General features: G+C 69.1%; 19 protein-coding genes. 8 read left to right on the forward strand and 11 right to left on the reverse strand.

Annotated elements, in window-relative coordinates; genetic code table 11:
- The 11 genes from HMPREF2581_RS20690 to HMPREF2581_RS20740 form a co-directional block, all read right to left on the reverse strand.
- Positions 1 to 391, reverse strand: a 391-nt coding sequence (locus HMPREF2581_RS20690; protein ID WP_049265516.1) for a sigma-54 factor interaction domain-containing protein, incomplete at its 3' end; no start/stop codon positions are given.
- Complete coding sequence (locus HMPREF2581_RS20695) at positions 388 to 1,572, reverse strand: acyl-CoA dehydrogenase family protein (protein WP_003139331.1); 1,185 nt, start codon at positions 1,570 to 1,572, stop codon at positions 388 to 390. The genes HMPREF2581_RS20690 and HMPREF2581_RS20695, both read right to left, overlap by 4 nt.
- 29 nt (positions 1,573 to 1,601) lie before the next feature.
- A complete protein-coding gene (ssuD, locus tag HMPREF2581_RS20700; protein ID WP_003104713.1) occupies positions 1,602 to 2,747 on the reverse strand; it encodes an FMNH2-dependent alkanesulfonate monooxygenase in 1,146 nt (381 codons plus the stop codon).
- A 9-nt stretch (positions 2,748 to 2,756) separates the two neighbouring features.
- On the reverse strand, positions 2,757 to 3,317 hold the full coding sequence (gene msuE / locus HMPREF2581_RS20705) for an FMN reductase (protein WP_003089470.1): 561 nt from the start codon (positions 3,315 to 3,317) through the stop codon (positions 2,757 to 2,759).
- 159 nt (positions 3,318 to 3,476) lie between these two features.
- The gene (locus HMPREF2581_RS20710) at positions 3,477 to 3,743 is read right to left on the reverse strand and encodes a hypothetical protein (protein ID WP_003104712.1); all 267 of its coding nucleotides are present in this window, start codon (positions 3,741 to 3,743) and stop codon (positions 3,477 to 3,479) included.
- 235 nt (positions 3,744 to 3,978) lie between these two features.
- Positions 3,979 to 5,064, reverse strand: coding sequence for a sigma-54 interaction domain-containing protein (locus HMPREF2581_RS20715; RefSeq protein ID WP_003139325.1), 1,086 nt, complete (start codon positions 5,062 to 5,064; stop codon positions 3,979 to 3,981).
- 109 nt (positions 5,065 to 5,173) lie between these two features.
- Positions 5,174 to 6,274 carry a type VI secretion system protein TssA gene (gene tssA, locus HMPREF2581_RS20720; protein ID WP_003139323.1) on the reverse strand — a complete coding sequence of 367 codons (1,101 nt, stop codon included), beginning with the start codon at positions 6,272 to 6,274 and terminating at the stop codon, positions 5,174 to 5,176.
- On the reverse strand, positions 6,271 to 10,086 hold the full coding sequence (locus HMPREF2581_RS20725) for a type VI secretion system membrane subunit TssM (RefSeq protein WP_070867377.1): 3,816 nt from the start codon (positions 10,084 to 10,086) through the stop codon (positions 6,271 to 6,273). The genes tssA and HMPREF2581_RS20725 overlap by 4 nt, the downstream gene beginning before the upstream one ends.
- Positions 10,083 to 10,841 carry a DotU family type IV/VI secretion system protein gene (locus HMPREF2581_RS20730; protein WP_003131567.1) on the reverse strand — a complete coding sequence of 253 codons (759 nt, stop codon included), beginning with the start codon at positions 10,839 to 10,841 and terminating at the stop codon, positions 10,083 to 10,085. The genes HMPREF2581_RS20725 and HMPREF2581_RS20730 overlap by 4 nt, the downstream gene beginning before the upstream one ends.
- Positions 10,842 to 10,858: 17 nt before the next feature.
- On the reverse strand, positions 10,859 to 12,190 hold the full coding sequence (gene tssK / locus HMPREF2581_RS20735) for a type VI secretion system baseplate subunit TssK (RefSeq protein ID WP_003139318.1): 1,332 nt from the start codon (positions 12,188 to 12,190) through the stop codon (positions 10,859 to 10,861).
- Between the two features lie 59 nt (positions 12,191 to 12,249).
- Complete coding sequence (locus tag HMPREF2581_RS20740; RefSeq protein ID WP_003089492.1) at positions 12,250 to 12,726, reverse strand: hypothetical protein; 477 nt, start codon at positions 12,724 to 12,726, stop codon at positions 12,250 to 12,252.
- A 207-nt stretch (positions 12,727 to 12,933) separates the two neighbouring features.
- Here HMPREF2581_RS20740 and tssB point away from each other — a divergent pair, with 207 nt between their 5' ends.
- The 8 genes from tssB to HMPREF2581_RS20780 all read left to right on the forward strand — a co-directional run bounded on the left by tssB (position 12,934) and on the right by HMPREF2581_RS20780 (position 21,910).
- Entirely contained in the window at positions 12,934 to 13,479 is a 546-nt protein-coding gene (gene tssB / locus HMPREF2581_RS20745) for a type VI secretion system contractile sheath small subunit (protein ID WP_003089493.1), read from the forward strand.
- Between the two features lie 22 nt (positions 13,480 to 13,501).
- A complete protein-coding gene (tssC, locus tag HMPREF2581_RS20750; protein ID WP_003139317.1) occupies positions 13,502 to 14,986 on the forward strand; it encodes a type VI secretion system contractile sheath large subunit in 1,485 nt (494 codons plus the stop codon).
- A 73-nt stretch (positions 14,987 to 15,059) separates the two neighbouring features.
- Complete coding sequence (locus HMPREF2581_RS20755) at positions 15,060 to 15,557, forward strand: Hcp family type VI secretion system effector (protein WP_003089495.1); 498 nt, start codon at positions 15,060 to 15,062, stop codon at positions 15,555 to 15,557.
- Between the two features lie 12 nt (positions 15,558 to 15,569).
- A complete protein-coding gene (tssE, locus tag HMPREF2581_RS20760; protein ID WP_003089496.1) occupies positions 15,570 to 15,995 on the forward strand; it encodes a type VI secretion system baseplate subunit TssE in 426 nt (141 codons plus the stop codon).
- Positions 15,979 to 17,772 carry a type VI secretion system baseplate subunit TssF gene (gene tssF, locus HMPREF2581_RS20765; protein WP_003089497.1) on the forward strand — a complete coding sequence of 598 codons (1,794 nt, stop codon included), beginning with the start codon at positions 15,979 to 15,981 and terminating at the stop codon, positions 17,770 to 17,772. Before tssE ends, tssF begins: the two co-directional genes overlap by 17 nt.
- Positions 17,736 to 18,752, forward strand: coding sequence for a type VI secretion system baseplate subunit TssG (gene tssG, locus HMPREF2581_RS20770; RefSeq protein ID WP_003139313.1), 1,017 nt, complete (start codon positions 17,736 to 17,738; stop codon positions 18,750 to 18,752). Before tssF ends, tssG begins: the two co-directional genes overlap by 37 nt.
- Before the next feature lies 1 nt (position 18,753).
- Complete coding sequence (tssH, locus tag HMPREF2581_RS20775) at positions 18,754 to 21,303, forward strand: type VI secretion system ATPase TssH (RefSeq protein ID WP_003139311.1); 2,550 nt, start codon at positions 18,754 to 18,756, stop codon at positions 21,301 to 21,303.
- 73 nt (positions 21,304 to 21,376) lie between these two features.
- Positions 21,377 to 21,910 (forward strand): hypothetical protein, encoded by a 534-nt coding sequence (locus HMPREF2581_RS20780; RefSeq protein WP_003089506.1) that lies wholly within the window; start codon positions 21,377 to 21,379, stop codon positions 21,908 to 21,910.
- The last annotated feature ends 31 nt before the right edge of the window (positions 21,911 to 21,941 follow it).

Consider the following 21,941-nt stretch of genomic DNA (forward strand, 5'->3'; position numbering starts at 1 on the left):
CGATCTCGTCGAGGAACAGGGTGCCGCCGTTGGCTTCCTCGAACCAGCCGGCCTTGGCCGCCAGGGCGCCCGTAAAGGCGCCCTTCTCGTGGCCGAACAGCTCGGCTTCCACCAGTGACTCGGAGAAGGCCCCGCAGTTGACCGCCACGAACGGGCCGTTGCGCCGCGCGCTGAGGTTGTGGATATGCCGCGCCACCAGTTCCTTGCCGGTGCCGGTCTCGCCGATCACCAGCACGCTGGCCTCGCTCGGCGCCACCTGGCGCAGGTGTTCGAGCAGGGCCTGGGACTTCGGGTCCTCGAAGACCTGGGCGGTGGCGCGGATCGAGGTCGCCAGGCTCGGCGAACGTGGCAGCGTCAGCAGCCGGTCGGGAGTATGGGTAGAAGCGTTCATGAGTAGAAGGTCGGTTGCGGCGGTGACTGGTTCAGCGCCCAGTCGCCCAGCTCGCGGATCTTGTAGTCCAGCGGGTCGTGCAGGGTCTGGGTGCGCAGGTTGCGCCAGTAGCGGTCCAGGCGCAGGGCGGCGTGAGTGGAGCGGGCGCCGGTGACTTCGAACATGCGGTTGCACAGGTCGAGGCCGTTGCGCGTCGCGGCGACCTTGGCGGCGGCGATGGCCAGGGCCAACTGGCCGCGCTCGCTGGCGTCCAGCGCCGGGCCCTCGGACCAGGCGGCGTCGAGGCGCTGCGCGGCGCGCTCGACCAGCGCCCGGGTGCTTTCCAGGCCGACCCAGAATTCGCCGTAGCGCGCCAGCACATAGGGGTCGGCATTGGCCTCGGCGACCTCGGAGCGGAACCACGGTCGCGCTTCGCGCAGGGTGTACTGGCGAGCCTCCTCGAAGGCGCCTTCGGCGATGCCGAGGAACACCTCGGTGAAGATCAACTGGGCGATCAGCGGCCGCAGGCAGGCGAACGGCGTGCTCAGCGGCCCGGGATCGAGCAGCAACTCGCTCTCCTCCACCCGCACCCGCTCGAAGATCGCGCTGCCGCTGTCGGTCTGCCGCTGGCCCATGTTGTCCCAATCCTGGCCCAGGCTGATACCGCTGCGCGCGGTGGGGATGGCGGCGATCAGCAGCGCCCCGCCCTCGCCGTCCAGCGCCGAGGCGATGAGCATCTCCGAATCGCGGGCGCCGGAGCAGAAGCTCTTCTTCCCGGAGAACTCGCGCCAGCCGTCGAAGCGCCGGGCCACGGTACGGTTGTCCAGCGGGTTCAGCGCGTTGCCCCAGAACCAGCGGTTGCGCGCGGTCAGCTCGAACCACGGCTGCCATTGCTCGGGCCGCGAGAACAGGCGCACGGTGGCCAGCATCAGGTGCTGGAAGCCGTAGACGTGGGCGATCGAGCTATCGACCCGGGCCAGTTCGCGCACGGTTTGCAGGGTTTCGCTCCAGCTCGCCCCCAGGCCGCCGTATTCGCGCGGGATGATCAGCGACAACAGGCCGCTGCGGCGCAACGCGTCGCGCTCGGCCTTCGGGGTGCCGCCGGCGACGTCGCGCTCGGCGGCGTTCTCGGCGAAATCGGCGGCCAGGCGCCGGGCAATCTGCAACGGCGTTTGCGCCTCGGGGCGGGTCTTCGCATTCACAGGGCGTTTCTCCTTGGGGGCACGGCCGCTCAAGCGCCGGCGCGAGCCGGCAGCACGTCGTTGGCGATCATTTCGCCGAACGGCCCGGTCAGATTGGTCAGCCCACGGCCGGCCAGGCTGGCGTAGGGTTCGGGCAGCAGCGGGAAGACCAGTTCGGCGAAGCGGTAGGCCTCTTCCAGGTGCGGATAGCCGGAGAAGATGAAGCTGTCGATGCCAAGCTCGGCGTACTCCCCGATGCGCTCCGCCACCTGCCGCGGATCGCCGACCAGCGCGGTGCCGGCGCCGCCGCGCACCAGGCCGACCCCGGCCCAGAGGTTCGGCTGGATCTCCAGGCGATCGCGGCGGCCGCCGTGCAGCGCGGCCATGCGTCGCTGGCCTTCGGAGTCGAAACGGGCGAAGGACTGCTGCGCGGCGGCGATGGTCTCGTCGGAGATGTGTTCGATCAGCCTGTCCGCGGCGCGCCAGGCTTCTTCGGCGGTTTCGCGGACGATCACATGCAGGCGGATGCCGAACTTCACCGTACGCCCATGGCGAGCCGCTCGCTGGCGCACGTCGGCGATCTTCGCCGCCACCGCCGGCAACGGCTCGCCCCAGGTCAGGTAGACGTCCACCTGTTCGCCGGCCAGTTCGTGGGCGGCCTCCGAGGAACCGCCGAAGTACAGCGGCGGATACGGCCGTTGCAGCGGCGGATAGAGCGCCTTGGCGTTCTCCACGTGGATGTGCTTGCCGTGGAAGTCCACCGCCTCGCCCTGCAGGACGCGCCGCCAGACCCGAAGGAACTCGTCGGTGACCTCGTAGCGCTCGGCGTGGCCGAGGTGGATGCCGTCGCCGCGGTTCTCGTCGGGATCGCCGCCGGTGACCACGTTGATCAGCAGGCGCCCGCCGGACAGGCGGTCGAGGGTCGCCGCCATCCGCGCCGAGACGGTCGGCGAAACGATTCCCGGACGGATCGCCACCAGGAAGCGCAGGCGCTCGGTCAGCGGCGCCAGCGCCGAGGCCACCACCCAGGAGTCCTCGCAGGAGCGTCCGGTGGGGATCAGCACGCCGTGGTAGCCGAGGCTGTCGGCCGCCTGAGCCACCTGCTTCAGGTAAGGCAGCGAGACCGGCCGCGCGCCCTGGCTGGTGCCGAGGAAGTGGCCATCGCCGTGGGTCGGGAGGAACCAGAACACGTTCATCGGCGCACCTCAGGCGATCTTCAACAGTTCGGAGCGTCCGCCGAACAGCGGCGCGGCGCGCTCGGCGGCGAGGCGGATGCGCGCCTTCAGCGGCTCGCTGACGATCCGGTAGTTGTCGAAGTCGGCCTCGCTGGCGTAGACCCCGATGGGCAGGGTGATCGCCTGGAAGAAGCTGAACAGCGGGCGCAACTGGTGGTCGAGGACCAGCGCGTGGCGCTCGGTGCCGCCAGTGGCGGCGAGCAGCACCGGGGTGTCGATCAAGGCGTTGAGGTCGATCAGGTCGAACAGGTGCTTGAGCAGGCCCGGATAGGAGCCACGGTAGACCGGCGAGGCGACCAGCAGCAGGTCGGCGCTTTCGATCTCGTCGAGCACCGCCTGCAGTTCCGCCGGCGCCTGGTTGCGCGCCAGGGTAGCGCCCAGCGGCGCGGCGATGTCGGTCAGCTCGATGACCCGGCTGTCGATCGGCAGCGACTGGCCAAGCTCGGCGATCAGGGCCTGGGTGAGTACCAGGGTGCGGGACGGGCGATAGGTGCCGCCGGAGACGGCGACGACTTTGAAGGGGCTGGTCATGGGATTTCCCTGTGGACTGTTGCGCTAGGTGCAGTGCCCTGGAGCAAGGGCCGTACCAACGGGGAAATGTGCGTTTTCCGGGCAGTTGCGGCGGGTTTCCGGCCTCGGCCTGTCAGCCACGCAACAGCGCTGCTGTCCGACTGTTGCCCGGGCAACAGTTCAGTTCAGCTTGTAGGCCTGGAGCAGGAATATCTGGAATGCCCGCGCCGAATGCTGGTCGCCCGGTGGCAGGACGAACGGCGGCAGGCGCCCCTTGCGGCGCTTGACGTCGGCCCAGCGCTGGCCATTGCGCGAATGGAACTGGCAGAACGGCTGGTCGCCCAGGTAGAACACCCCCGGCCGCGGCTCGCGGATGCGCGGCCAGCGGCGCAGGCAATCCAGCAGCGGGCCGAGGTCGGCGAGTTGTTCCGGCGAACAGTACGGCATGCAGCGATCCTCTTCGCCGGGTCGGGAAACCAAGGTTGCTGTGACTGGAGGACCAGGCGGACTCGGCGCGGCCGGGAAAGCGGCTACCGGGAGCGAGCGACACGGGCGAGCGGAGCGAGGCATGGCGACGTCCCTGGTCCAGCCAACGAGATTCATCGCTCCGTTGTAGAACAGCCGCCGTCCGGGTTCTTGCCGGTTTTGTGGGGGAATTGTGAAAGACTGTAAAGCGCCGCGCTCACTTGCCCACCAGCGAGACCACGTTGTGTCGTGGCGAGGTTTCCAGCTCGCCGATCTTCTCCAGGCGGGCGCGCACGATGTTGCGGCTGATCCCCAGCAGGCGTCCGGTCTGCAACTGGTTGCCGTGGCAGAAGCGATAGGCGGCGCGGAACACGGTTTCCTCGATGTGCTCGTAGAGATCCTCGCGGTTTTCCTCGAACAGCGCCTGCAGCGCCGCTTCCAGCGCCGAGCCGGCGGCGCTCTCGGGAGCACGGCGCAAGCCGCTCGGCTCCTGGCGCGCACGCATGTCGATGAGGTGCAGGTCGGCCGGCTGGATCAGGCGGTTGCGGCAGACCAGCAGCGCGTGGTGGATGGCGTTCTCCAGCTCGCGGATATTGCCCGCCCAGGAGTGCCCGAGCAGCTTGCGCTCGGCTTCCGGGCTCAGGCTCGCGCTGGTGTAGCCGAGGCGCCGGCAGTGCTCGACGATGAAGTACTCGGCCAGCGGCAGGATATCGCCGCGGCGCTCGCGCAACGGCGGCAGTTGGATGGTCGCCACGTGCAGGCGGTAGAACAGGTCCTCGCGGAAGTGCCCAGCGACCACCGCCTCGGCCAGGTCGACGTTGGTCGCCGCCACCAGCCGCACGTCGATGGGGATCGGCCGGCGCGAACCGAGCCGCACCACCTCGCGCTCCTGCAGCACGCGCAGCAGCTTGACCTGGATGCTCGGCGGCAGGTCGCCGATCTCGTCGAGGAACAGGGTGCCGCCGTTGGCCGCCTCGAACCAGCCGGCCTTGCTCTGCAACGCACCGGTAAAGGCGCCCTTCTCGTGGCCGAACAGCTCGCTCTCCACCAGGCTCTCGGCGAAAGCACCGCAGTTGACCGCGACGAACGGGCCGCCGCTGCGTCCGCTGAGGGCATGGATATGGCGCGCCACCAGCTCCTTGCCGGTGCCGGTCTCGCCGATGACCAGCGCGTTGGCCTCGCTGGGCGCCAGGCGCTCGATGCGCTCCAGCAGCTCGCGGGAACGGGGGTCGTTGAACACCAGCACGGTGGCGCGCACCGATTTGGTCAGCTCGCGGGCGTGGGGATGGGTGATGACGGACATGCTGGGTTCCGAGCCGGGAAATGTGCACCCATCTTGCCCCAGGAACCCATAGATTAAAAAATTCTGAATTCGTATTTATATATTCGAATAAAAGATATAGCCCCACCTCCTAGGGCAGTACGCCAAGCAGCGACCAGACCCGGCGCGCCTCCGAGTCCGCATTGATCAGCTCCGCCAGCAGCTCGCTCAGCGGCTTGTTGCCCCATTCCACCGCGCGCTTGATCAGGTAGGGAACCGGGCTGTGCGGCTCGGTGCGCGCCAGGTAGTCGGCGATCAGCAGCAGTTGCCGGTAGGCGTCCTCGCGACTGGTCGGCGCGCCAGCCGGCCCGCTCGGCGCGCTCGCCGGGACGCTTTCCTCGCCGTCCGCGTCGCCTTCGGCGGCGTCCGCCTCTGCGACCGGTGGCTGTTCTTCGGGCAGCGGCGCTTGCGGGTGCATGGCGATGAACTCCTTGAGCAAGGCCAGCCATTGCGCGATGACCTCGCGCAGCGGCTGGCAACTGGGGGCGAGTTCGCCCAGGCAGCGGTCGCACCACTGTTCCAGGCGTTGCAGTTGCTGCTGGCAGGCGAGCAGGCTGGCCTGCTTGCGCTGCCATTGCACCAGGGGCTCCGCGCGCAACGCTTCGTCGAGCTTCTTCTGCTGAAGTTGCGCCGCTTCCAGCGCCGCCTTGGCGCTCTTGCTGTCGCCGCTGGCGACCTGCTGGCGCTGCAACCTCTGCCAGGCATAGAGGGTGATCTCGGCGAAGGCGCCCTGCCCCATCAGCGGCAGGCGCGTGTGCAGCAGCTCGGCATAGCGGCGCAACAGCCAGTCGATGGGCGGCACCCGCCACGACTGGTCGCCGTCCTGGGCTTGCGGATGCACCTCCTCGGGGTAGCGCTCGCAGAGTTCCGCCAGCAGCACCAGCGCGCGCTGCAATCCGCCCAGCCCGCCGCGTTGCAGCCAGGCCTCGCCGAGCCAGGCGGCGAGCATCAGGTCCTTGCTGCGCCGCTGCAACAGTTCGCTGGCCAACTGCTCCACCGCGGCCCAGTCGGCGCGCTTGGCCTCCGCCTGCCAGACGCCGGTCGGCAGGCTGCTGTCGTCCTCCCGGCGCAACTCGCGCAGGCGGTCGTAGTCCGGGTCGTAGCGCAGGCTGGGGCCGCACGGCTGTTCTGGGGCGATGGGTTCGAGCAGCACTTCCAGGGACAGGGCGTTGCCGGAAAGAGGCAGGGTCATGGGATACCTCCGGTGCTGGCGACGGTGGCCGGCAACAGCGTCGCGAACGGCGATTGCGGCGCGCGCACCGGCAGCGGCTGGATGGACAGCGGGGTCTTGCCGCCCAGGCTCATCAACGACAGGCGGAGGAACATCCGCGCCTCGTTTTCCGGGCTGTAGGGCGCATACACCGGCAGTTGCAGGACCAGCGGAAACTCCGTGTAGTCGACGTTCGGCGGGCGCTGCCGGGAGAAGTGCGCACGCATCATGCGCAGCAGCGCCCAGGAGCCCTGGTAGCTCCAGCCGGCCTCGAGGTCGGCCACCGCCAGGCTGGCCTGGCGCGGGTCGTCTGCCGGACGCTGCGAGCCGTTCTTCGCCCAGCGCAGCATGATCTTCAGCGGATCGCCGACGTTCCAGGTCAGGCCCTTGTCCTGCGCGCCGGGGAACCGGCTTTCCTGGTCGCCCGAGTACAGGCTCCAGGCGATCACCTGGTCGGCGCCGCGTTCCAGGCTGCGGTCGCTGCGCCAGTCGATGTCCAGGGCGACGCCGAGCAGGCCCGACTTGTCGCGCTCGAACAGCGGGCCGAGCCAGCGCTGCGCCTGCTCCAGGCGGCGGACGAAGTCCTCGGCGGCCGGCAGGTCCGGCGAGCGAACCTGGGCCAGCCCTTCGCGCACCTGCGGCAAGCGCGTCTCCATCAGCTTCAGCAGGTGCCGCACCCGCCCCGGCTCGGCATCGGCCGCTTCCAGGCTGTAGGCGAACGGGAAGCGTCCGGCGAGGTACTGGTTGAAGTAGTCGGCGAGGTCCTTCCAGGCCTGCGCCGCCTGCTGCTGTTGCAACGACTGGCAGCGCCCGAGCGCGCCCTGGCGCAGGTCCACCAGGCGCGTCGCCAGGTCGCTGCGGCTGGACGGCAGGAGCACGCCGTTGAGAATGTCGGCGCAACTGCCGATGTCCATCTGGTTGAAATCGTTACCCACCAGCTTCGCCAGCTGCGCCGCGGTGCTCGCCGGGTTGTCGGCCTTGAATTTCTGCAGTTCGGCGTTGAGCGCGCTGAAGCGCACGAACGCGTTGTAGTCGGCGGTGGCCAGGCTGGACTGCTGCGCCTGCAGCCACTCCAGCGCCGGGGCGTGGCGCTCGGCGACCGCGGCCATGGCATTGAACTGGCTGGTCAGGCTCTGCTTCAGCTCGGCGCTGTCCTGGGCGCGGAACGCCTGCAGGCCGAAATTCGGCGCGCCCGACCAACGGCTGAAATCGACCGGCTCGCGCAGCACCGCCTGCTCGTCGATGTCGCGCAGGGCCTGGCCGATATCGGCCACGGCCAGCGCGTTGAGGCTGGCCAGCAGGCGCGCGCCGGCCTGCATGTCCTGCAACTCCAGCAGCGCCGCCTGCAATGCCTGGACCTGCTTGACCTGCACGTCGAAGCGCGAGGCATTGCGGCTGGTCAGGCTGCGACTGCGCGGCCCGAGGCTCTGCCACATGGCCTCGGTCGTCGCGCTGGCGGCGGCGTGCAGGACCGAGTAGCGATAGCGCGGGTTGAGCGACGGCAGGGTGCTCTCGTAGTAGCCGCTGAAGTCGTTGAAGAAGCTCAACGCCTGAGTCACGCCGATGTCGTCGATGCTCAGCAAGGAGTGCTCCGCCAGTGTCTTGCCGGCCAGGGCCACGGAGACGAAGTCCTTGGTCTTCAGGTCATCGATGGCGCGTTTCAGGCCGAGCAGGTCATCGGCCAGCTTGAGCGTCGCACCCTGTTTCACCAGCAGGCCGTCGCCGGCAGCCTCCGGAGGCGCGATCCATTCGCTGCGGAACTGCTGCTGCAACTGCACCGTGAGGTTCTGCAGTTCCTCCACGCGATCTCCCAGCAGGCTGCTTTGCTGGGCGCTCTTGAGCAGGTTCTGGTAGCCAGGGACGAGATCCTGGCCGACGCCATTGCCCCAGATCAGGTTGATGCGGTTGACCTGCTGCTGCAGGTGGTTGATCAATTCGCCGACCCCCAGCAACTGGGCCGCCGTGGCATCTCGTTCCTGGCCGAGCTGCGCGAGTTCCTGGGTCAGGGCATTGCCGGTGCGTTCCAGGCTGTCGGTGAGAAAGTAGGCGTTCAGCCAGCGTGCCATCAGGTCATGGAAGTTATCCGCCGCCGTGGCGCCGACCCGGCCCAGGTCGAGGGCGGCGAGATCGGCCGGACGCTCGGCGAACAGCGTGCGGTTGTAGTAGGCCAGGCGCGCCAGGCTGCCGCCGTTGTAGCTGCTGCCCAGGGCGTCGTTGCTCAGTTGCAGGAGATCGTCGAGCGGCGTCTTGCGGTTGTCGATGGCCTGGGCGAACAGGCGATTGTGGCGCTCCAGGGTAGTGGCGCGGGCGACCAGGTCCTTCGCCGCCAGGTAGTCCTTCCACTGGCTGGGGTCGTCGCCCTCCTTCAGGCCGGGCTGGCCGTCGCTGCGGATCGCCCGCAGGTCGCTCGCCTCGCCTTCCAGCAGGCTGCGCAGCGGGCGCACCAGCAGGCGCTCGGAAACGCGGCGATACGCGCTGTCGATACGTGCATCCAGGGAGGAAAACCAGGAACTGGGGAACGCCAGCGAGGTGAAGCGCCAGCGCGGCGCCTGTGCCACCAGTTGCCACCAGGCCTGGACGTTCTGCCGGACCTGGGCGGCGCGCCGGGTGTCGTCGTCGAGCGGCTGGTAGCGCTCGCTGGCGCCATGCAGCAGTTGCGACAGTTCGCCGGCGTCGCGCAGCGCGTCACGCCAGACCCAGGTCATCAGGCCGCCCCAGAGCAGGCACAGGCACAGCGCAACGAGGCCGATACCGCGCTGCCAGCGCTGGCGCAGCTGGAGGATGCGCGGCACCGCCTGGGCCAGGCCTTCCTCGGCAAGGATCCGCCGTGCCCACAGTTGGCTGGCGAAGCTGCTGCGCCGACGCGGCGCGTCGACCGCCGGCAGGGCTTCGTCGCTTGCCGCCCCCGCCGCCTCGCTGCCGCTCAGGTAGAGACCGCGAAAGCGCGGCGCCTCACCCCTGGCGTTGCCCTGGAAGACCGGTTCGAGCAGCGCCTGCAACGAACCGCGGAGGCTTTCCAGGCGTGGCGGCAGGCAATACAGGTCGTTGTTCACCTGGCCGCGCAAGGTACCGAGTTCGACGATCGACTCGGTCAGGGTGGCGGTGATTTCCTCCAGCGCCTGCTCGCACCAGCGCGACTGCCAGGCCGCCTCGGCGGCGAACGGCGAGGACCAGCCGAGGGCGCGCTCGCGCGCCTCCTCGGGCAGCGCCGCGAGAAGTTCCTGGAAACCCGGCAGGTCTTCCAGGCCAGTGATCACCACGTACACCGGCAGGCTCAGGCCAAGGCGCTGGGTCAGCTCCACGCAGCGACGACGGGCGGCGAGGCCGAGGGCGGCCGCCTGCTCGCCATCCTGCAACCGCGCCAGCGGAATGTTCCAGACCACCCCGTCCAGCGCGCGCCTGCCGCGCAGGCGCAGGAACAGACGCAACAGGCGCAGCCAGGCGCCGCTTTGCCGGCGCAGGCCCTCGTCGGGCAGGAACACCGACTCGGGCACCAGCAGGATCGCCCCCTCGCCGTCCGACCACCAGCGGCCGAACCAGGCCGGACGCGCCACCGGCAGCAGGCGCCAGGTAGCGCACAACTGCTCGCCCTCGGTCTCGTTGCCGAGCATCAGCAGCCAGGGCGCTTCGTAGCGGCCCTGCCAGCCCTGCTCGCGCTCCATCTGCCGGACCGCCGCGTAGAAGCTGCGGATCTCCGTACCGCCCCGGGTCCGCCACCACCAGCCCAGCGCCCCCAGCAGCAGCGCCAGCAGCAGCAGGAGGAGAACCAGCATGAACAGCGTCGCGCCGCTCATGGCGCCTGCTCCGCATCGGCCAGGTGGGTCACCGCCGCCATTTCATGCTGGATGTCGCGCCAGAACAGGTGCCCGATGCCGCTCATCAGCAGCACCAGGCCGAGCACCGCCAGGCCCAGGCGGAAACCGTCCGGCAGCGCCGCGCGCACCGGCAGGCGCCGTGGCGGCGCGGCGGCAGGCTGCTCAAGGCGACGGCCGAGGTCGGCGGCGTCCGCCTCGCGCTGCCAGGCGAAGGCGAACAGCGCCTGCCGCCACTTCTCGTGCAGCGCCTCGCCGCGCGGCCCGCGCAGGCGACCGCGGAAGCCGAGGATCAGGCATTGCAGGTAGACGTTGGCCAGGTCGCGACTGGCCGGGGCGCGTTCGTCGAGCAGGCGCTTGATCGCCAGCGGCAGGTATTCGCCCGCCTGGCGACTGCCGTAGAGATGCGACTCCAGCGGTTTTTCCTGCCAGGCGCCCTGCCCCGGCCAGGCGCTGAAGACCAGGGTCTCGTCGACCAGGGCGACGAAGGCATAGACCATCGCCTTGACCTGCACGCCCGCCGCGTCGCCGACGCTGGCGAAGGCGCTGCGCCACAGACGCCGGGTGATGCGGGTGGACAGTTCGAGGGCGCGCTCGACCATCCGTGGCACATCCTGGGCGTCGCGGTCGAGGGCGCCCCAGGCCTCCAGCCATTCCTGCCAGGCCTGGCGGAATGCCGTGCTGAGCGGCTGCTCCTGGTACGCCTGGGAAAAAGGCCCTGCACTCCCTTCGGGCATTGGCGGCTCCTTCCTGTCTAGGTGTTGTCGCTGCCGTCGGCGACGAACAGCACGATCTGCCAGGGACTGCTGGCGACCCCGCTGACCGGCGCGACGATGCGCAGCGGCTGGCCGGCATCGAACCAGTCGCCGACGCCCTGCACGACGAACAAACGGGTGTCGTCGCCGACGCTGTAGGCCACCTGTTCCTGGCGATTCATCGGCTGCCGCGCCAGCCCGCTCATGCGTTGCCGGGCGAGCAACGGCAGGTGCGGGTCGGAGGCGACGATGGCGCGCTCCAGCCAGTCAGCCGCCGCTTGTTCGCCGGCGCCGGCGGGCATCCGCAGGCCGACCACCAGGCGCTGACGCGGCGCCGGATCGGGCAGGCGCACGGAAAATACCTGTTCCTCCTGCTCGAACGGCAGGCAGCGGTAGCCCGCGCGGATCGACTCGATGGCGCGCTCCAGCCAGTCCAGCAGCGGCTCGTAGCCACGCCGCAGGTCGAGGAAGTCGAGCGCTTCGAAGGCCGGCACGCCGGCCAGCGGATCGAGCGCCGCCCAGGCCCCGGCCAGGCCCAGCAGGCTGCCGTGCAGGGCCAGCGGCGAGGCCGCGCGGCTTGCCAGCAGGCCTTCCACCTCCGGCAGGCGGGTCCAGAGCGCGGCGAGCTGGCGACGGACTTCCACCGCGTCGTCCTGGTTGCCCGCCTGCTGCGCCAGGCGCAGGCGCCCGCCGAGGAACAGCGCCTTCTCCCGGGCCCGCGCGCAGAGCGACTGCACGCGCCTGCCCAGGGGCGACTCCGGCAGCACCAATGGCGTCGGCGGGACGTAGGGCAGGCTGACATAGGCGCCGCCCTCCTTCGCCACGCGCAGCAACGGCAGGCACACGGAGTCGGCCTTGCCGTCGTCGCCGACCAGCCGCAGCGACGCTCGCCAGACGGTGATCGGCTCGGGGTGCTCGCCGCTGGCCAGGTCCGGCAGCGGCGCGCCGACCCGCGATTGCAGACGGCCCTTCAGCGGCAGCAACTGACCCGCCCGCCACAGCGGACTGACCGCCAGGTGGACGTTCAGCAGCGGCCCTTCGGCGGCCGCCAGCGCAGTCTCCAGGTCGAACTCCAGCGGTGCGTCGACACCAGCCTGCACGCTCACCGGCAGGCCGTCGGGCAGGATCGCTTCGAGGTGCAGGATCCGCACTTGGCCGGCGCACAACGCCGAGGGGTCCAGTTCCAGGGCGGTCACGCCCCAGAACCAAGGGTTGCAGGCCTGTCCGGTGCGCGCCGCCAGCGCCTCGGCACGCAATCCCTGCAACTGGAAATGCTGGGGAAGCAGTTGCATCCCTTCGTGCCAGCACACCGCGTCAGGCAGAACACTCATACGACTCCCCTTCGACGTCCTACGTTGTCGTGCACGACGGTCGCTCGCCTGCCCCTTCGCTAGGGCGCGGCGGGATCGTTGACCAGTCGCATTTCCCGGGTATCCAGACGCAGCCAGACGCGCTGCTGCTGGTCGAGGCGCAAGCGGTGCGCGCCGGGTGTGTTATAGCCGGCGAAGACCAAAAGTCCAGTTGCGCGGTCGCCGCGCAAGGGGAACGACTCCGACTCGATGAACTGCCCCGGGACCAGCTCCAGGCTCCATACCGCGAACTGCTGCCGGTAGTCGCGGCGGTACTGCTCGCGATTGGCGAACCACTGGCTGGCCGGCAGTCCGGCCAGCTCCTTGAACAGCTCCGCATCCTTCACCGCGACGAAGTCCACGGCGATCGGCGAGTCGTCGTTGGCGCGCGCGGCGACATCCAGGGTCAGCCGCTGCAACTCGACCCGCGGCGCGAAGAAATACGAGCAGCCGGCCAGCGCCAGGATCGCCAGCGCCAGGGAGAATTTCCGACATATGGTGAAACATCCGTGCTTCATGGGAGTCCAACGAAAATTTTATTTTGCAAATCCATAGACCTGTTCTAGCGTCTTTTGTAGTTCGTCGCCAGTGACGGACCAGAGGGATCGCCAAGGACAGGTTCTGCGCCGTTTTCCCTGTCATGCCTGTGATCCAGCAAGGGACTGCGATGATCAGGGCATCCCCCGATGCATTGCGCCCCCACCATTGCATCGGAGTCAGCCGCCATGGCCGAGAGTACGCAGCACAAGCTGGACCGGGTGCGCCCGCCGCGCGTGCAGATCACCTACGACGTCGAGATCGGCAACGCCATCGAGAAGAAGGAGCTGCCCCTGGTGGTCGGCATCCTCGCCGACCTCTCCGGCAAGCCGGATACCCCGCCGGCGAAGCTGGTCGAACGGCGTTTCGTCGACATCGACCGCGACAACTTCAACGAGATCCTCTCCTCCATCTCTCCCCGCGCCACCCTGCAGGTCGACAACACCATCAGCGGCGACGACAGCAAGCTGAACGTCGAGCTGCGCTTCAACCACATCGAGGACTTCGACCCGGTCAACCTGGTGAAGCAGGTGGTCCCGTTGCGTCGCCTGTTCGAAGCGCGCCAGCGCCTGCGCGACCTGCTGACCAAGCTCGACGGCAACGACGACCTCGACCAGTTGCTGCAGGACGTGGTGGCCAACACCGAAGGCCTGCAGGAAATCAAAGCGGCCCGCCCGGAAGCCGAAGCGGCCCCGGCCGGCGACAGCGAACCCCCGGCCGACCAGCCGGCCTGACCCTCTTCCCGGAGAAGCCGCCATGCCCAAGTCATCCGCCGCCGAACAATCCGGCGAGAGTTCGACCCAGACCCTGTCCCTGCTCGACGAGATCATCGCCAAGGGCCGCATGGCCCACGACGACAGCCAGCAGGACTATGCCCGCGACATGCTCGCGGAATTCGCCACCCAGGTCCTCGACGAGGGCATGGCCGTCGACAAGGACACCGTGGCGATGATCAACGACCGCATCAGCCAGATCGATGCGCTGATCAGCGACCAGCTCAACCAGATCATCCACCACCCCGAGTTGCAGAAGCTGGAAGCCTCCTGGCGCGGCCTGCACCAACTGGTGAGCAACACCGAGACCAGCGCGCGGCTCAAGCTGCGCCTGCTGAACGTCGGCAAGAACGAACTGCAGAACGACCTGGAGAAGGCGGTCGAGTTCGACCAGAGCGCACTGTTCAAGAAGATCTACGAAGAGGAATACGGCACCTTCGGCGGACAGCCCTTCAGCCTGCTGATCGGCGACTTCACCTTCGGTCGCCATCCGCAGGACATCGGCCTGCTGGAGAAGCTGTCGAACGTCGCCGCGGCTGCCCACGCGCCGTTCATCGCCGCCGCCAGCCCACGCCTGTTCGACATGAACAGCTTCACCGAACTGGCCGTGCCGCGCGACCTGACCAAGATCTTCGAGAGCCTGGAGCTGATCAAGTGGCGCGCCTTCCGCGAGAGCGAGGACTCGCGCTACGTGTCGCTGGTGCTGCCGAACTTCCTCCTGCGCCTGCCCTACGGCCCGGAGACGCGCCCGGTGGAAGGCATGAACTATGTCGAGGACGTCAACGGCACCGACCACTCCAAGTACCTCTGGGGCAACGCCGCCTGGGTCCTGGCGCAGCGCATCACCGAGGCCTTCGCCAAGTACGGCTGGTGCGCGGCGATCCGCGGCGCGGAAGGCGGCGGCGCGGTCGAGGGCCTGCCGGCGCACACGTTCCGCACCAGCTCCGGCGACCTGTCGCTGAAGTGCCCGACCGAGGTGGCGATCACCGACCGCCGCGAGAAGGAACTCAACGATCTCGGCTTCATTTCCCTGTGCCACAAGAAGAACAGCGACGTGGCGGTGTTCTTCGGCGGCCAGACCACCAACAAGGCCAGGCTCTACAACACCAACGAGGCCAACGCCAACGCGCGCCTGTCGGCGATGCTGCCGTACGTGCTGGCGGCATCGCGCTTCGCCCACTACCTGAAGGTGATCATGCGCGACAAGGTCGGCAGCTTCATGACCCGCGACAACGTGCAGACCTACCTGAACAACTGGATCGCCGACTACGTGCTGATCAACGACAACGCACCGCAGGAAATCAAGGCGCAGTACCCGCTGCGCGAGGCGCGGGTGGATGTCAGCGAGGTGGCCGGCAAACCGGGGGCCTACCGCGCCACGGTGTTCCTCCGGCCGCACTTCCAGCTCGAGGAACTCAGCGCGTCGATCCGCCTGGTCGCCAACCTGCCGCCGCCGGTAGCGGCGTGAGTCCGCCCCCGCCGGCAGCGCCGGCGGGGCGCCCTTCCCGTTCCAGACAGCCCCTCTCCAGGAGTCAGATGCGATGGATGCGATCATTCTCGATTTCGGCAGCGACATCAAAGGCGACAGCCTGCTCGTCGGCTACGAAAACAAGATCGAAATCATGTCCTACAGCCACAACGTGGCGATGCAGGTCACCAACGACGTCAGCAACTCGGAGCGCACCTCCGGCAAACCCCACGTCGGCGAATTCACCCTCACCAAGTTCATCGACACCTCGACCCCGACCCTCAACGAATACTGCTGCGCCGGCAAGCCGATCGCCGAGGCGACCATCACCATCGGCCGCAACGCCGCCGAGGGCAACGGGCAGATCATGCCCTTCATCGTCTACACCCTGAACAACGTGGTGCTCTCCAACGTCAGCGTCAGCGGCGGCGCCGGCGGCAAGCCGGTGGAGACCCTGTCGCTGAACTTCACCAAGATCAAGTGGGAGCTGACCGCGCAGAAGGACGACGGCACCAAGGAAGGCACGGCCGCCTCGACCTGGGACCTGGCCGCCAACCAGTTGGTCAAGTGACCGGGCGCCGACATGTCCGGAGCCCTGCCGCCGCTGTTCGAGCGCCTCAGCGCCGAGGCCGACGAACGTCCCGCGTTCGACGACCGGGCGCTGGCCGAGTCGGTCCGCGGCGAGCTGCTGCGCCTGCTCAACACACGGCGCCCGGCGCATGCGCGCAGCGGCATCCTCGCCTACGGGCTCGCCGACTGGACCGCCGTGCAACGCCTGCGCGCCGAGGACCGGCGCCAGCTGGCACGCGAGGTGCGGGCGGCGGTCGAGCATTTCGAGCCGCGCCTGCAACTGGCCGAGGTCGAGGTCGAACCTGACCCGGGCAATCCGCAGCGCCTGCGTATCCAGCTCGGTGGCCGCCTGCGCAGCGGGTCGCGCCTGATGCCTGCGCTATTCGTCATCGAACAGGGCAACGATGGCCTCGAGGTGCGCCATGAGCGATTCGATTGATGCCGACCTGCTCGACTACTACCAGCGCGAGCTGACCTGGCTACGGCACGCCGGCGGCGCCTTCGCCGAGCGCTATCCGAAGGTCGCCCGGCGCCTGCAACTGGCCCCCGGCGAATGCCCCGACCCGCACGTCGAGCGTCTGCTGGAAGGTTTCTCGCTGCTCACCGCGCGCCTGCAACGGCGCCTCGACGACGACTACGCAGAGTTCAGCGACGCCCTCCTCGAACAGCTCTACCCCCTGGCGCTGCGCCCGCTGCCGTCCTGCGCGATCGTCCAGTTCGAACCGGACCCGACCCAGGGCAACCTCGCCGAGGGCTACCGGCTGCCGCGCGACACCGCGCTGTTCGTCACCACCCGTGGCGGCGACAGCGTGCATTTCCGCAGCAGCGCCGAGGCGACCCTGTGGCCGCTGGCGATCGACGAGGCGACCCTGCTCGGCGGCGAGGAGGCACAAGCCCTGACCGGAGTCGGCGCCGCCCGCTCGGCGTTGCGCCTGAGCCTGCGCTGCCTGGGCGAGTACCGCTGGGACGAACTGTCGATCGAGCGCCTGCGCATCCACCTGGCGGCTTCGCCGATGGGCTGCGCGATCCTCTACGACCTGCTCGCCGCGCATGCCGTGCAGGTCATGGCGGGGGCGCCCGGCACGCCGCCGGCGGCGCTCCGCGGACTGCCGGAGATCGTCGGCTTCGCCGCCGACGAGGCGCTGCTGCCGGAGGAAGACGGCGGACATCCGGGCCTGCGCCTGCTCGCCGAGTACTTCGCCTTCCCCGACAAGTTCCACTTCTTCGACCTGCCGCTGTCCGGCGCGCTCGCCGACGGACAGACGCTCTACCTGTACCTGGTCTTCGATCGCGCACCGACGGCACGCCTGCATTTGCAGGCGGAAGACTTCCAGCTCGGCTGCGCGCCGGCGATCAACCTCTTTCCGCGGACCTCGGAGCCGCTGCGCCCGGACGGCACCCGCAGCGAGTACCGCCTGGTCGCCGACAGTCACCGCGAGAACAGCGTGGAAATCCATAGCATCCGCGCCGTGCGCTCGGTTGCCGGGAGCACCGTGCAGCCAGTCCCGGCCTACTATGGCTGCCGCCACGACAGCCACCTCGGCACGCTCTACTGGCACGCCCGGCGCATCGCCGGGCTGACCCCGAACCGGCTGGGCAGCGACCTGCTGCTGAGCCTGGTGGATACCGGCTTCGACCCGTTGCGCGAGGCCCCGGCCTTCAGCCTGACCGCCGAGCTGCTATGCACCAATCGCTATCTGGCCGAGCGCCTGGGTGCCGGCACCGCGCTGGGCTTCGAACGGCCCGGGCCGGTCGCCGCCGCACGCCTGCGCAACGCGCCCAGCGCGCAGAGCCAGCCGCGCCTGGACGGCCAGTCGCGCTGGAGACTGGTCTCGCAGCTGACCCTCAACCACCTCTCGCTGGTGGAAGGTCCGCGCGCCCTCGAAGCCCTGCGGGAAATCCTCGCCCTGCACAACCTGCGCGACGACGCCAGCGCCCGCCGGCAGATAGAAGGGCTGCGGCAACTCGACTGCCAGCGGGTGGTGGCGCACGTCGGCGAGGATGCCTGGCGCGGCTGGCGCAATGGCCTGGAAATCCGCCTGCGACTCGATCCGCAACACTTCGTCGGCGCCAGCGGCGTGCTGTTCTCCGCCGTGCTGGCGCAGTTCTTCTCGCTGTATGCCACCGCCAACCGCTTCGTGCGCACGGTCCTGGTGGAAGCCGACAAGGAGGTGAAGACATGGCAACCCCAGGCCGGCTCGCCGCTCTCCCTCTGAGCCAACGGCTGCGCCGCACGCCGCAGCGCTTCGAACTGTTGCAGGCGCTGCTGCTGCTCGAACGCGAGCGTCCCCAGGCGTTGCCGCTGGGCACCGGCAACGCGCCGCGGGCGGAGGCCCTGCGCCTGCGCGGGCCGCTGCTGCCGCTGTTCGCCTCGAGCGAGGTGGAAAGCCTGCTCGACGACCCGCAGCAACCGGTGCTGTCCACCCCGGTGTTCGGCCTCGGCGGCCCCGACGGCCCGTTGCCCTATGCCTACCAGGAATGGCTGCAACAGCGTTCCCGGCAGAAGGACCATGCCCCCGCCGAGTTCCTCGACCTGTTCCAGCACCGCCTGCTCAGCCTGCTCTACCGGGTGCTGCGCAAGCATCGCGTGGCGCTCGGTTTCGCGGTGCCGGCGGCGACCCCGGTGCAGGCGCAGCTACGCGCCCTCAGCGGCCTGTTGCCGAAAGCCCTGCAAGAGCGCCTGGCGCTGCCGGACAGCGCGGTACTGGCACGCACCGCGCTGTTCGCCGGCGGGCGTCGCTCCCTGGCCGGCTTCGCCGGCCTGGTGCGCCAGCATTTCGGCGTGGAGGCACGGCTGGACGCCTACCAGGGCGCCTGGAAGGAAATCCCCGCGGCCAGCCGCAGCCGGCTGCAACGCGGCGGACGCAACCTGCGCCTGGGTCGCGACGCCATAGCCGGCACGCGCACCTGGGACGAGCACGCCGGCATCGCCCTCAGTCTCGGTCCGCTGGATGCCCGCGAAGCCGCCCGCTTCTTCCCCGACGGCGACGCCCATGGCCAGTTGGCCAGCCTCGCCGCGCTGTACTTCGGCCCCGACCTGGATTGTCGCCTGAGCCTGCTGGTGAGCGGCGGCGCGCCGCTGCGCCTGGAGCGCGGTGCACCGCCCAGGCTGAGCTGGAACACCGGCCTGCGGCGCGTCGAAGACGGCCAGCGGCAGCGCATCGATCTCGACCTGCGGCAGCCGGAGGTAGCCTGAAATGGAACTCGCCGCCCTGATCGGCCGCCTCAACCCGGACTGTCGCCGCGCCTTGGAGCGCGCCGCGCAACGCTGCCTGCAACGCACCCATCATTACGTAGAGATCGAGCACCTGCTGCTGGAGCTGCTGGACATCGACGGCGGCGACTTCGCCTGCCTGCTGCCGCGCTTCGGCCTGGAGCGCGACGCCCTGGTCGCCGAGATCAACCTGTCGCTGGAGCTGTTCAAGGCCGGCAATACCCGCACTCCGGCGCTGTCCGCGCACACCATCGGCCTGCTCGAGGACGCCGTGGTCCACGCCAGCGTGCTCGGCCAGGCGCAGATCCGTTCCGGCCTGCTGCTGCTCGCCCTGCTCGACCGCGAGGAGCGCCGCGCCCTGCTGCTGAACAGCGCGTCGTCGCTACTGCGGATTCCCCACGAGGCCTTGCAGGCCAACCTGCTGGAGTGGATCCAGACCTCCCGCGAACAGCCGCCCGCGCCGAACCGCCCGGCGGCAGGCGGCGACAAGCCGGAAAGCGCCCCGGACCCGCTGCTCGACCAGTACACCCAGGACCTCACCGCCGAAGCCCGCGCCGGGCGCATCGACCCCATAGTCGGGCGCGACGGGGAGATCCGCCAGTGCGTCGACATCCTCCTGCGCCGGCGGCAGAACAACCCGATCCTGGTCGGCGCGCCGGGCGTCGGCAAGACCGCGGTGGTCGAGGGCCTGGCCCTGCGCATCGCCGCCGGCGAAGTGCCGCCGTCGTTGCAGGAGGTGATCCTGCGGGTGCTCGACCTCGGCCTGTTGCAGGCCGGCGCCAGCATGAAGGGCGAGTTCGAGCAGCGCCTCAAGGGCGTGATCGACGCCGTGCGCAACAGCGCGCAGCCGATCATCCTGTTCATCGACGAGGCGCACACGCTGATCGGCGCCGGCGGCGCAGAAGGCGGCAGCGACGCCGCCAACCTGCTCAAGCCGGCCCTGGCGCGCGGCGAGTTGCGCACCCTGGCGGCCACCACCTGGCTGGAATACAAGAAATACTTCGAGAAGGACCCGGCGCTGACCCGGCGCTTCCAACTGGTCCAGGTCGAGGAGCCGGACGAGGCCACCGCCGTGGAGATGCTGCGCGGCGTCGCCGGCAAGCTGGAACAGCATCACGGCGTGCAGATCATGGACGCGGCCATCGTCGATGCGGTGAAGCTGTCGCACCGCTACATCTCCGGCCGCCAGTTGCCGGACAAGGCGATCAGCGTGCTCGACACCGCCTGCGCGCGGGTCGCCCTCGGCCAGCACGACGTGCCGCCGCCGCTGGAAAGCCTGCGCCACCGCGAGCAGGCGCTGGAAGAGGAATTGCAGCGGCTGCGCCGGGAACAGGCCACCGGCCTCGACCACAGCGCGCGTATCACCGCCCTGGAAAGCGAGTCGGGCGATAACCGCCGGACCATCCGCGAGCTGGAGACCCGCTGGGACGAGGAACGCGAAGCGGTGCGCGAACTGCTCGACACCCGCCGCGAATTGCTGGCCCTCAGCGAAAGCGCCGACGCGGCCAAGCCCGACGAGGAACTGGACGGTCGCATCGACCACCTGGCCGCCGAACTGGCGCGCCTGGCGGCCGGCCTCGAAGCCATCCGCCAGGACGACCCGCTGGTTCCCGAGCAGGTGGACTCGCGTACCGTGGCCGCGGTGATCGCCGGCTGGACCGGCATCCCGGTGGGCAAGATGCTCGCCGACGAAGCCCACGCCATCCGTTCCCTGGCGCAACGAATGGGCCAGCGGGTGATGGGCCAGGAGGCCGCCCTGGGCGCCATCGCCCAGCGCATCCAGGCCTATCGCGCCGGACTCAGCGACCCGGCCAAGCCGGTCGGCGTATTCCTCCTGCCCGGCCCCACCGGCGTGGGCAAGACCGAGACCGCCTACGCCCTGGCCGACGCCCTCTACGGCGGCGAACGCAACCTGATCAGCATCAACCTCTCCGAGTACCAGGAGGCCCACACCGTCAGCCAGCTCAAGGGCGCCCCGCCCGGCTACGTCGGCTACGGCAGTGGCGGCGTGCTCACCGAAGCGGTGCGCCGCAAGCCCTATTCGGTGGTGCTGCTGGACGAGATCGAGAAAGCCCATCCGGACGTGCTGGAAGCCTTCTACAACGTGTTCGACAAGGGTGTGATGGAAGACGGCACCGGCCTGGTGGTGGACTTCAGGAACACCGTGATCCTCGCCACCAGCAACGTCGGCGCCGAACTGCTGCTGGACAGCCCGGCCGAACAGGTCGCCACCCCGGCCTTCGACGAGCGCCTGCGCAAAGTCTTGCTGCAAACCTTCCGCCCGGCGTTCCTCGCGCGCATGACCGTGGTGCCTTACCGGCCGCTGGAGGAAGCCACCCTGGAAGGCATCGTCGTGGCCAAGCTGGAAAAACTGCGGGAACGCTACAAGGCCGCTACCGGCAAACAGTTCGACTTCGACCCGGCCATCGTCAAGGCCGTGCTCGCCAAGTGCAGCGCGGCGGGCGCGCGGGATATCGAGAACGTGCTGATGGCGCAGGTGACGGGGAAGTTGGCGGAGTGGGTACTCGAATGAGCGTCCCGAGGCATCGCGGCATCCGCCCGTTTCCGATGGAGAACGTATCGGCTAGAGAACAGCGGACGAATTCATGAACTGGAACGATCTTTGCGGAATAAACACGGTAGCCGGAAAAGCCATAGACATCCCGACCCTGGTCGGTCCCGGCGTCGACCACGACCGACGTGGAAGGACCGGAATGCCCAACGGCGCGACGCTGACCGCCATGATGAACGCTGCCGACGCCCTACGTCTGACCGAGGCCCCGAGGACCAGGCGCGGTGGTGTGTCCGACGGTATTTCCTTCCACATCGCCCAATACGTGCCCGGTGGCGCGTCTCTGACCATCACCAGCCAGTTCGTCGGTCAGAAAGCCGGCTCCGCCGTGTGCTACGAGAACACACTGTTCAACGATGCCCTGGTCGGTCGCATCAACGCCATCGTTGGCAACATCATCGTGCGCCAGAGCGTCGCACCCTGTACGCGCTGCCGCGCCGGCTACCGCCAGCTCGCCCAGAACGGACCACATACTATCGTCGTCTCCAGCGATGACGGCTACGACGGCGCCCCCGACAACACCATCTTCCTCTTCGCACCCACCGGGCTGGTGTTCTACCGACGCTGAACGCCCGCCGAACTGCCCCACCTTCGAGGAC

Source organism: Pseudomonas sp. HMSC057H01, assembly GCF_001836405.1.
Classification (GTDB): Bacteria; Pseudomonadota; Gammaproteobacteria; order Pseudomonadales; family Pseudomonadaceae; genus Pseudomonas; species Pseudomonas aeruginosa.